This window comes from Clostridium sp. 1001271B_151109_B4 (assembly GCF_015670405.1).
Lineage (GTDB): Bacteria > Bacillota > Clostridia > Clostridiales > Clostridiaceae > Clostridium.
This window is the reverse complement of sequence record NZ_JADPBQ010000036.1, coordinates 1-12,094: the sequence shown is the minus strand read 5'-3', so window position 1 is coordinate 12,094 and position 12,094 is coordinate 1. Positions and strand designations below refer to the sequence as shown.

General features: G+C 28.8%; 7 protein-coding genes and 1 rRNA gene. 7 read left to right on the top strand and 1 reads right to left on the bottom strand.

Going from position 1 to position 12,094, the window contains the following annotated elements:
• Positions 1 to 100: 100 nt before the first annotated feature.
• Positions 101 to 217, top strand: a 5S ribosomal RNA gene (rrf, locus tag I4V63_RS15075).
• Positions 218 to 310: 93 nt separating this feature from the next.
• Here the strand turns inward: rrf and I4V63_RS15975 are convergent.
• Entirely contained in the window at positions 311 to 535 is a 225-nt protein-coding gene (locus tag I4V63_RS15975; RefSeq protein ID WP_347707741.1) for a transposase, read from the bottom strand.
• A 591-nt stretch (positions 536 to 1,126) separates the two neighbouring features.
• Here I4V63_RS15975 and glgB point away from each other — a divergent pair.
• The 6 genes from glgB (at position 1,127) to glgD (ending at position 11,492) form a co-directional block, all read left to right on the top strand.
• Positions 1,127 to 3,166 (top strand): 1,4-alpha-glucan branching protein GlgB, encoded by a 2,040-nt coding sequence (glgB, locus tag I4V63_RS15065; RefSeq protein WP_196002046.1) that lies wholly within the window; start codon positions 1,127 to 1,129, stop codon positions 3,164 to 3,166.
• 13 nt (positions 3,167 to 3,179) lie between these two features.
• The gene (gene glgA / locus I4V63_RS15060; RefSeq protein ID WP_196002045.1) at positions 3,180 to 4,616 is read left to right on the top strand and encodes a glycogen synthase GlgA; all 1,437 of its coding nucleotides are present in this window, start codon (positions 3,180 to 3,182) and stop codon (positions 4,614 to 4,616) included.
• A 28-nt stretch (positions 4,617 to 4,644) separates the two neighbouring features.
• Positions 4,645 to 7,080, top strand: coding sequence for a glycogen/starch/alpha-glucan phosphorylase (locus tag I4V63_RS15055; protein ID WP_196002044.1), 2,436 nt, complete (start codon positions 4,645 to 4,647; stop codon positions 7,078 to 7,080).
• A gap of 7 nt (positions 7,081 to 7,087) precedes the next feature.
• Positions 7,088 to 8,932, top strand: coding sequence for an alpha-amylase family glycosyl hydrolase (locus I4V63_RS15050; protein ID WP_196002043.1), 1,845 nt, complete (start codon positions 7,088 to 7,090; stop codon positions 8,930 to 8,932).
• 274 nt (positions 8,933 to 9,206) lie between these two features.
• A complete protein-coding gene (locus I4V63_RS15045; RefSeq protein ID WP_196002042.1) occupies positions 9,207 to 10,364 on the top strand; it encodes a glucose-1-phosphate adenylyltransferase in 1,158 nt (385 codons plus the stop codon).
• A 21-nt stretch (positions 10,365 to 10,385) separates the two neighbouring features.
• Positions 10,386 to 11,492, top strand: a complete 1,107-nt coding sequence (glgD, locus tag I4V63_RS15040; protein WP_196002041.1) for a glucose-1-phosphate adenylyltransferase subunit GlgD — start codon at positions 10,386 to 10,388, stop codon at positions 11,490 to 11,492.
• The last annotated feature ends 602 nt before the right edge of the window (positions 11,493 to 12,094 follow it).

The following is a 12,094-nucleotide window of genomic DNA, read 5'->3' as shown; positions in this document are numbered from 1 at the left end:
TAAGTGCGGTAACGTATGTAGCTGACTGATACTAATAGGTCGAGGGCTTGACCAATAAAAATATAATTCATGTGCAATTTTGAGATAACAATCTCAATAATCTGGTGATGATGGCGTAGAGGAAACACTCCTTCCCATTCCGAACAGGAAAGTTAAGCTCTACAGCGTCGATGGTACTGCACGGGTGACTGTGTGGGAGAGTAGAACGTTGCCAGGTAAGAAGATACTTAGTTTATACTAGGTATCTTTTTTTGTTATATTAAATTATAGTTAAATGGTTAAGGGAAATGTTGGAGTTTTAACGAGTGACTTAATAGATATTAATTTTAGCATTAAAAATGACTCTTATAAATGTTGATATGTAATTAAAAGCAAATGTTGAGTCATCCGGAGAGGATGCCCCTTCGAGCAAAAACATAAAATTTATATCTCTAAGACATGCCCTTTCTATATCTCGTGAAGAATAGAAACCATTCATATATCCATAAAGTATAATTTTTAGCATGTTCGTTGGCGATACTTGATTTTCTCTCATCTTAGAATAAGTAGAATATAGTTCAGTTAAATCCATCTATTCTACAAACTGACTTAGTAATCTCAATGAATCATTTTCTGGAATTATGCACTCTATATCAAAAGGAAGTTTTATCACTTAAAACTTTCGATTTACAGTATAATTTTTGTGTAAGATTTTTTTGTTAGAATGAAAAATATTTTATCATAAATCCTAGACTTGTAGAGTCTTGGATTTATTTTTTTATCAAAAAGAAGCTGTGCACTAATTATTTAGTGCTACAGCCCCTTTTTTGTAAATGGAAGCTTACTTTGAAATATAAGATTTCAAGGTGTTATAAAAACATATAATTAAAAAAATATATTAGCAAATTAAAAAAAAAGCAGTGTAATATTTTCTGAAAAATAGACAAAAAAGAAAAAATAACACCCTAAAAACAACAAAATACAACAATAAAAGGAGTGATATGAAAATACATAAGTGGATTTATCAGATTAAATGTCGCTTAAAAGAAGTTGAAGAGTATAAATGCTTGATGGTAAAATTATAAAATAAAGGATAAGATTTGCTAAAAAACAATTTACATCAGTATAAAGATGAGGGGGTATTTACATGAGAGGAGAAAATGGAGCAGCTATTAAGAAGAGTAATACTAAAAAGACAATTGAAGATGTTAAATCAGTTAATAAAAAAATAAAGAGTAAGAGTTTAGATAATGATAAAGTAAGTAAGACTACAAGAAAAAAGGTGAAATGTGAGTTAACTCCTGAAAACATTAACTTATTTCATGAAGGAAAGCATTATGAAGCATATGGATTTATGGGTGCACATCATGTTTCAGAAAAAAGAAAAAAAGGGGTAAGATTTACAACTTGGGCTCCAAGAGCAAAAAAGGTGTATGTAGTAGGAGATTTTTCGGATTTTGAAATAAAAGATGAATATAAGATGGAAAAGGTATCAGATGAAGGTATATGGAGTATATTTATTGAGGGAATAAATGCAGGAGAAAAATATAAATATGCAATAGAAAATATATATGGAATCTATAGTTTAAAAGCTGATCCATATGCATTTAAATCAGAAAAAAGACCTGATACTGCATCAATTGTTAGTGAATCTGATAAATATAAATGGAATGATAGAAGTTGGATGATGAAGAGAAAAAAATTTAATATGTATGACAGTCCAATAAACATCTATGAAATGCATTTGGGATCATGGAAAACTAAAAATAAAGAGTTTTTAACATATAAAGAGATTGCTGAAGAACTGCCAAAGTACTTAAGTGATATGGGCTATACACATGTAGAGATTTTACCAATCATTGAACATCCATTAGATGCATCTTGGGGATATCAAGGTGTAGGTTATTTTTCAGTTACTAGCAGATATGGCTCAGCAAATGATTTTAAATACTTGGTTGATGAACTTCATAAAGCTGGTATTGGAGTAATATTAGATTGGGTGCCAAGTCATTTTTGTAAAGATGCTCATGGATTATATATGTTTGATGGAACTCCAACTTATGAATATGATGAAGCATGGAAAAGAGATAATAAAGGATGGGGAACTTTTAATTTTGATTTAGGAAAGCCTGAAGTTAAAAGCTTTTTAATTTCGAATTTATTCTTTTGGATAAGAGAATTTCATATAGATGGTATTAGAAATGATGCGGTATCAAATATGCTTTACCTTAGCTATGGTAGAGAAAATGATGAATGGTATCCTAATATTTATGGAGAAAATGGAAATTTAGAAGCTATGCAATTTATAAAAGAGTATAATACTGCGATTCATAAAGAATTTCCGACAGTAATGACAATTGCAGAAGAGTCTACAGCATGGCCTAAAATATCAAAGCCTGTTGAAGATGGTGGATTAGGATTTAATTTTAAATGGAATATGGGATGGATGAATGATACTTTAACATATATTAATGAAGATCCGTTGTATAGAAAATATCATCATAATAAGATGACTTTTTCTATGGCTTATAATTACTCAGAGAATTTTATTTTGTCAATATCTCATGATGAAGTTGTACATGGTAAGGGTTCTTTAGTTAATAAGATGTGGGGAGACTATTGGAATAAGTTTGCTGGGCTTAGACTTTACTTAGCTCATATGATGGGACATCCAGGGAAGAAGTTAATGTTCATGGGGTCAGAATATGGTCAATTTACAGAATGGCATGAGTATGAAGAGTTACAATGGAACCTAATAGAAGAAAATGATATGCATAAAAAGACACAATTATTCTTTAAAGATATGAATCATTATTATAAAGAAAATAAAGCACTATGGGAAAATGATTATGAACCAGAAGGATATGAATGGATTGATGCAGATAATTGTGATGAAAGTATATTCTCTTTTATTAGACATGATAAAAAGAATAATGAATCTTTGATATTTGTATGCAATTATACTCCTGTAGTTAGATATGATTTCAGAATAGGAGTTCCAAAATTAGGAGAGTATGTAGAAGACTTTAATACAGATAGTGAAATATATGGAGGGTCAGGACAAGTTATAAGTGATGTATTGTTAGCAGAAGAAATTCCTTACAACAATCAGCCATATTCTGTAAAAATAAAAGTTCCACCAATGGCGGCTATTATTTTAAAAGTTATGAATAATAAATCTAAATAGGGAGTGTGAATAGATGAAAGTATTGTTTGCAGCATCAGAAGCGCATCCGTTTATTAAGACTGGTGGTCTAGGGGATGTAATGGGGGCATTACCTCAATCCTTAACTGAACTAGGTGTAGAAGCTAGGGTAGTAATACCCAAATATAAGAATATAAAGGATGAACTAAAGCAAAATTTACAATTTATAAAGTGGTTTACAGTTCCTGTAGGATGGAGAAATCAGTATTGTGGAGTTTTTCAATATAAATATAAAGATGTTGTATATTATTTCATAGATAATGAATATTACTTTAATAGAGATGGGTTATATGGATATTATGATGATGGGGAAAGGTTTGCATTTTTTAATAGAGCAGTTTTAGAATTTATTAAAGAAATAGATTGGAAGCCGGATATAATCAATTGTAATGATTGGCAAACAGGTATGGTACCAGTCCTATTAAATTTAGAGTATAAAAATAACGAGTTTTACTCAAATATGAAAACTGTATTTTCGATTCATAATTTATTGTTTAAGGGTAACTTTGTGCCTAATGTTTTGCCTGAGCTATTTGGATATGACTATATGCCATTAACTAATGGTAGTGTTGAATTACATGGATCAGTTAGCTTTTTAAAAGGTGGAATAAATTATTCTGATCAAATTACTACTGTAAGTAATACTTATGCAGAAGAAATAAAGACACAACAATATGGAGAAGGGCTTGATGGATTACTAAGATGTAAAAGTGATTTCTTAAAGGGAATAGTAAATGGGATAGATTATGAAGAATTTGATCCTGAGAAGGATAACCTTATATTTAAGAATTTTACTTGGGATTCAATAGCAAATAAGGTTGAAAATAAGTTATCTCTTCAAAAAGAACTAGGATTACCACAAAGGGCAGAGACTCCTATGATTGGTTTAATATCTAGATTAACTCATCAAAAGGGATGTGACTTAATAGTAAGCATAATTGATAGACTTCTTCAAAAAGATATACAATTTGTTGTTCTAGGAACAGGAGATTATTGGTATGAAGAAACATTTAAGAATCTGCAATATAGATATCCAGATAAAGTTTCAGCAAATATTAAATTTGATAATTCATTAGCTCATAAAATATATGCTGCAACAGATATGTTCTTAATGCCTTCATTATTTGAGCCTTGTGGATTAGGACAATTAATTGCTTTAAGGTATGGTACGATACCAATTGTAAGAGAAACAGGAGGATTAAAAGATACCATTTGTCCTTATAATAAGTACACTGGAATAGGTAATGGTTTTGGATTTAAAAACTTTAACTCAAATGAATTAATGCAAATAATAGAATATGCATTAACAATCTACGACGATAAAGATGCTTGGAATAACATAATCAGACAAGCTATGGATTCAGATAACAGCTGGAAAAAATCAGCTATGCAATATAAAGTATTATATGAAGAAGTAGTCAAGAGACCTTAATGGATACAAGCTATTAGGAGGTAGATATATGCTATCAATTGATAAGAATTCATTTAAAAGAGATTATAACAATAAATTCGTTCAATTACATGGAAAGGAATTAAAAGAAGGAAATAATCAACAAAAATATGAAGCATTGGGGAGTTTGGTTAGAGACTATGTAATTAGTACTTGGATGGATACTAATAATAGATATAATCAAACTGGAGAAAAACAAGTATACTATTTCTCAATGGAATTCTTATTAGGAAGGCTATTAGGTGATTTTCTTTTAAATTTGGGAATAAGGGATATCTGTAGAGATGCTTTAAGTGAATTAGATATTGACTTAGAAGAAATCGAAAATTTAGAACATGACCAAGGTTTAGGAAATGGTGGACTTGGAAGATTAGCAGCTTGTTTTTTAGATTCAATGGCATCTTTAAATATTGCTGGTCATGGTTGTGGAATAAGATATAAATATGGATTTTTTGAACAAAAAATTGTAGATTGTCAACAGGTAGAGGCATCTGATAATTGGTTAAGAGAAGGAAATGTATGGGAAATTAAAAAACAAGATAAGGCTGAAATTGTTAAGTTTGGGGGAAGTATAATTTCTGATTATGTTAATGGAAAGCTTACATTTACCCATGTTAATTACGAACCTGTATTAGCAGTACCTTATGATACTCCTATAGTTGGGTATGAAAATGAAGTTATTAATACCTTAAGATTATGGAGTGCAGAGCCAGTATCAAATGAATTTGATTTTTCATCCTTCAGTAGAGGTGATTTTTTAAAGGCAATTTCATATAAAAATTCAGTAGAGGCAATTTCGTTAGTTTTATATCCTGAGGATTCTTTCTATGAAGGGAAAATGCTTAGATTAAAACAACAGTATTTCTTTGTATCAGCAGGAATACAAAGCATAGTTAGACACTATAAGAAGCATAAGGGAGATATTAAATTACTAGATGAAAAAATAGCAATTCATATTAATGATACTCACCCAACATTAGCAATTCCTGAATTGATGAGAATACTATTAGATGAAGAGGGTCTATCTTGGGAAAATGCTTGGAGAATAACTCAAAATACTATTTCATATACTAACCATACAATTTTGGCTGAGGCTTTAGAAAAGTGGCCAGTAGATATGTTTAAGAGTTTGCTACCAAGAATTTATATGATTATAGAAGAAATAAATAGAAGGTACTGTGAAGAATTATGGAATAAGTATGTAGGACAATGGGATAAGATATCAAGAATGTCTATTATAGGTGATGGATATGTAAGGATGGCTAATTTAGCCATAGTAGGTAGCCATAGTGTAAATGGGGTTGCAAAACTTCATACAGAAATATTAAAGAAGAGGGAAATGTCTGATTTCTATTACTTATATCCATCTAAGTTTAATAATAAAACAAATGGTATTACACATAGAAGATGGTTAATAAGGTCTAATCCTAAATTAACTAAGCTTTTAGTAGATACAATTGGGGATAGCTTTATAAAGCATCCTACTGACCTAGAAAACTTTAAAAATTACTTAGATGATTCAGCAGTATTAGAAAAGCTTAGAGAGATAAAAAAGGATAACAAGGAAAGATTAGCAAAAGAGATTTATAAATCAAATGGAATAGTTATTGATACTAATTCAATTTTTGATGTTCAAATTAAAAGAATACATGCATATAAAAGACAAACATTAAATTGTTTAAGAATAATGGATCTTTATAATAAATTAATTGAAAATCCTAGTTTAGATATAATACCAAGGACTTTTATATTTGCAGGAAAAGCAGCACCAGGATATTATCTAGCAAAGAATATAATTGAATTAATTTGCAGAGTTGCTGAAACTGTAAATAACGATCCAAGGGTAAATGATAAGATTAAAGTAGTAATGCTTGAAAATTATCAAGTATCTTTAGCAGAAAAAATAATTCCTGCAACAGATTTAAGTGAACAAATATCAACTACTACTAAAGAAGCCTCTGGAACATCTAATATGAAATTCATGATGAATGGTGCTATTACAATAGCAACTTTAGATGGAGCTAATATAGAAATTAAAGATGAGGTTGGTGAAGATAATATTGTAATTTTTGGATTAAATGCTGAAGAAGTATTGAATTATCATAAACAAGGTGGATACTCATCATGGGAAGTTTGTAATAATGATCCGAGATTACAAAGAGTAACTAACGATTTAATTAATGGTAAATATTGCAATGATAAAGATAGATTTAGAACAATATACGAGAATTTATTAACATATAATGATGAGTTCTTTGTATTAAAGGATTTTGATGCTTATTTAGCAGCACAAGATAAAGTAAATAAACTTTATATGAATAAAGAAAAATGGCAAAGGATGTGTGGAGTTAATATAGCACATTCAGGTATCTTTTCATCAGATAGAACAATTAAAGAATATGCAACTGGTATATGGGGCTCTACTGTAATATATAAGAATTTATAGGAGGAATGTGAATTTGGATGATATACAAGTTTTCCATGATTCGCATAATCTTCAATTAAGAAATCCATTTGGGGCAGTTACTATAGGAACTAAAGTGCGAATTAGGATATGGACTAGTAAAAAATGTTCAGTTTATATTAATTTGATCAATTTTTATAATAATCAAGTAGAAGTTCAAATGAATGAAATAGGATGGAATGGATATGTAAATAATTGGGTTTATGAAAAGGAAATAGATACTAGCAACTGCTTTGGATTGATATATTACTATTTTAGGGTGAACTATTGTGGTAGAAATATTTTATATGGTAATAATATGGAATCCTTAGGTGGAGAAGGGCAAACATACTTTAATGATCCTAAAAGTTATCAAATAACTATATATTCTAATGAGGAGGTTCCTAACTGGTATAAGAAAGGGATTATATATCAGATATTTGTAGATAGGTTCTTCAATGGGAATAAAGACGGTAAAGTATTAAATCCGAAAAAAAATACTTTTATATATGGAAAATGGGATGATGATCCAATGTATATAAAAGATGAACACGGGGATATAGTTAGGTGGGATTTTTATGGTGGAAATCTTTTAGGAGTAAAGGAGAAATTGAAGTATATAAAATCATTAGGAGTAAGCACAATATATTTTAATCCAATATTTGACTCACCAAGCTGTCATAAATATGATACTGGAGATTATGAAAAAATCGATCAAATGTTTGGAGATGAAGAAATATTTAAGGAACTATGTAGTGAAGCTGAAAAGTTAGGAATGAGAATCATATTAGATGGGGTTTTTAGTCATACAGGAAGTGATAGTAAGTATTTTAATAAGTTTGGGAATTATGATTCTTTAGGAGCCTATCAATCTTTGCAGTCACCATATTACCGATGGTATAGATTTAATGATTATCCAAAGTTATATGAAGCATGGTGGGGATTTTCTAATATGCCTAATGTTGATGAATTAAATCCAAGTTATTTGGATTATATAATTAGAAATAATAATTCAATAATAGAAAAATGGTTAAAACTTGGAGCGAGTGGATGGAGATTAGATGTTGCGGATGAATTGCCAGATGAGTTTATTAAAATTTTAAAAAAGAAACTTAAAGCAGTAAAGAATGAAGGGGTATTGATTGGTGAGGTATGGGAGGATGCATCTAATAAATATAGTTATAATAGAAGAAGAGAATATTTATTTGGAAGTGAGTTAGACTCAGTTACAAATTATCCTTTGAGGCAAATAATTTTAGATTTAGTTAGAAATTATATAGGAAATAGATATTTTATTAAAAAGTATATGTCTCTTAAGGAAAACTATCCAAAAGAATATTTTTATTCAACTATGAATATTTTAGGAAATCATGATACTGAAAGAGTATTAACTATTTTGAATAACAATATTAGCTTGCTAAAATTAGCAGTAATTATTCAAATGACATTGCCAGGTGTTCCGTTAATATATTATGGAGATGAAGCAGGACTAACTGGAGGTAAGGATCCTTATAATAGAAAGGCATATCCTTGGGGAAAAGAAAATAAGGATATATTAAGTTTTTATATTAAGATATCTAATATTAGAGCTAATGAAGAGGCATTGAAGAGTGGAGAAATAAAATTCTTAGACTTTAATAATGAAGTTTTAGGATATGAAAGGCTAATAGGCAATGAAAAGATATTAGTTGTAGTTAATACTATGGAAAAGAAAGAGAATATTTCATTGAATGATGTTAATGATGGAAATACTATTATTGATTTAATGAGCAATGATAAAAAGTATGAAATAAAGAATGGGCAAATTGAAATAGAGTTAAAATCTCATGAATATAAAGTTTTAAAGATTTTATAGAAAAAATAAGGCACTTTTCTATAAATAAAGTGCCTTATTAAAAAGATTGGTTCCAAAAATTTAAAATAATGAATGAAATTTACAAATGTTTAATATAGATTTAATTTTTATATGCTTTTAAAGAAAGCATTTTAGTAATAGATTAATTAGTATGAATCTATTAGATAGTAATTATATAGTCAAAAAAATAAATTTAACATAAATAAGAAAATGTAATTTAGTAGCGTAATAAGTATATTACGGCATATTAAATTAAGAGGGGATGGGGATAATAGTGAGAAAAAAAGAAATGGTTGCTATGATATTAGCAGGAGGACAAGGATCAAGGTTAGGTGTACTAACAAAAAAATTAGCTAAGCCAGCAGTACCTTATGGAGGGAAGTATAGAATAATAGATTTTCCATTAAGTAATTGCTCAAATTCAGGAATTTATTCAGTTGGAGTTTTAACACAATATAAACCTTTAGAATTAAATGCTCATATTGGAATAGGTACTCCATGGGATTTAGACAGAAGAGATGGAGGAGTAAGTATATTACCACCATACCAAGAAGAAAAAGGAGGCAACTGGTATAAGGGAACAGCTAATGCCATTTATCAAAATATTGAATTTGTTGATAGATATGATCCTGAATATGTATTAATTTTATCAGGAGACCATATATATAAAATGGATTATGATAAAATGCTTCAATTCCACAAAGAAAGAAATGCTGAAGCAACAATTGCTGTAATAGAAGTTCCTATGGAAGAGGCTTGTAGATTTGGAATAATGAATACTAATGATGATTTATCAATATATGAATTTGAAGAAAAGCCAGCTAATCCAAAAAGTAATATGGCTTCAATGGGAGTTTATATATTTAATTGGAAGGTTTTAAGACAAGCATTAAAAGAAGATGAAAAAGATAAAGAATCAAGTAATGATTTTGGTAAAAATATAATTCCTAAAATGTTAAATGAAGGTAGAAAGTTAGTTGCATATCCATTTAAAGGTTATTGGAAAGATGTAGGTACAATTAGTAGTCTTTGGGAAGCTAATATGGATTTATTAAAGAGGGAAAGTGGATTAAATCTTTATGAAGATGACTGGAAGATTTACTCTGTAAGCCCTGTAAGACCAGCTCAATATATAGGAAAAGATGCGAATGTTAAAAATTCATTAGTTGTTGAAGGATGTACAGTTCATGGAACAGTAGAAAATTCAGTATTATTTGAAGGTGTATATATAGGTAAAAACACTGTTATTAAGGATTCTGTAATTATGACAGATGCTAAGATTGGTGATAACGTAGTTATTAATAAAGCTATAATTGGTGGAGAAGCAAAAATAAGAAAAGATTGCAAAGTAGGAAATGGTGAAAAAATATCTGTTATAGCATCTAAAGAGGATATAAAAAGCGGTAGTGTGATAGAAGCAATGGAAGTTTAAGATAGAGGGGTAGATAAGAAGATGAATAACTGTATTGGTATAATTAATTTAGATGAAAATGAACAAAGAACAACGGAGCTAACGAGACATAGACCGTTAGCTTCATTACCTATAGCAGGTAGATACAGAGTAGTAGATTTTATTTTATCAAATATGACTAATTCAGGAATTGAAGCAATAGGTATTTTTACAAAAAATAAATCAAGATCATTGATGGATCATTTAACAAATGGGAAGCCATGGGATATATATCGTAAAAAAGATGGATTAAAAGTATTTAATTTTAGTGATGAGGATCCAGTACACGATGATGTTCATAATTTTTTAGATAATATTGATTATTTTGACCATAGTAAAAAAGAATATACATTAATTTGTTCGTCATATATGGTTTGTAACTTAGATTATAACGAATTAATTAAATATCATATTGAACAAGGAAATGATGTAACTACTGTTTATAAAAATGTTAAACATGTAGAAGATAATTTTATAGATTGCCAAGTATTAAACTTTGATGAAAATTCAAGAGTTATTGGAGTTGGCGAAAATGTTGGATTAAAAAATAGTGCCAATATAAATATGGAAATGTATATAATGAAGACTGATCTTTTTATAGATATGATATATGAATGTATCAGAGGTGGAAGATATAAGAAGATTAAGAACTATATTAATGGAAATATAGATAAATTAAAGGTTGGAGCATATGAGTTTAAGGGGTATTTAGCTTGTATAAACTCAATAAATGCATATTTTAATGCAAATATGGACTTTTTAAATGAAAAAGTAAATAAAGAATTATTCTATAATCACTTTCCAGTTTACACAAAGCCAAAGGATGCTTGCCCAACTCAATATACGTCTACAAGTAGTGTAAGCAATTCTATAATTGCAAATGGTTCTTATATTGAAGGTGAAGTTAAGAATTGTGTTATAGGAAGAAATGTTTATATTGGAAAGGGAAGTATAATAGAGAATTGTGTAATTCTACAAAATACAGTTATAGGAAGTAATGTAATGATGAATCATGCAATTACAGATAAGGGAACATTAATTGATGATAATGAAGAGGTAAAGGGATTAAGAGAGAATCCAGTTGTAATTCCTAAAAAAAGAGTAGTTTAATTTAATTTTCAAAAAGAACATGAAAGAATAGCTTTTGTGTTCTTTTTTTATTTTTAATTTTATAGTTAATTTAATTATTAAAAATATTTGATATAAAATTCTAAGATAATAATATAAAGACTAATAGAATCTTTTAAATAAAGGGAAGAGAGTAAATAAGAAAATACACTTGTGGATAATGTTAATTATGTTAATAAAGGTATAATACTATTGATATAAGCTTGTGGATAATGTGCGTTAAGTGGATAACTTTATAGAAAAAATATAACACTGCCCCTAGTGTATCAATATGAGTAAAAGAGAGTATATTAATAAAAAATAGAGTATATTGAATATAATCTTATATAATAATATATTATCAGATATTTTAATCAATTTTAGGTGATATTATAAGTCTTGTCCTGAGGGACAGCAAGTAACTCGAAAGAGCGAAAGCAAATTTTTTATTAACACAAACAACACGAAAAAATGTTGAAAAAAATGTGTTGACAGAAAAGTTTCTCAGTGATAAGATAAGGAAGTCGCTTCGGTGCGACAGAGTAAATGGTCTTTGAAAATTGAACAGAATATAGTTAAAGTAAACCAGCAATTCTTTTGAGAGT

What these genes read in the sequence shown, in the direction of transcription:
- glgB (WP_196002046.1), top strand. Translation starts at nt 1,127, where the DNA reads ATGAGAGGAGAAAATGGAGCAGCTATTAAGAAGAGTAATACTAAAAAG.
- glgA (WP_196002045.1), top strand. Translation starts at nt 3,180, where the DNA reads ATGAAAGTATTGTTTGCAGCATCAGAAGCGCATCCGTTTATTAAGACT.
- I4V63_RS15975 (WP_347707741.1), bottom strand. Translation starts at nt 535, where the DNA reads ATGAGAGAAAATCAAGTATCGCCAACGAACATGCTAAAAATTATACTT.
- glgD (WP_196002041.1), top strand. Translation starts at nt 10,386, where the DNA reads ATGAATAACTGTATTGGTATAATTAATTTAGATGAAAATGAACAAAGA.
- I4V63_RS15055 (WP_196002044.1), top strand. Translation starts at nt 4,645, where the DNA reads ATGCTATCAATTGATAAGAATTCATTTAAAAGAGATTATAACAATAAA.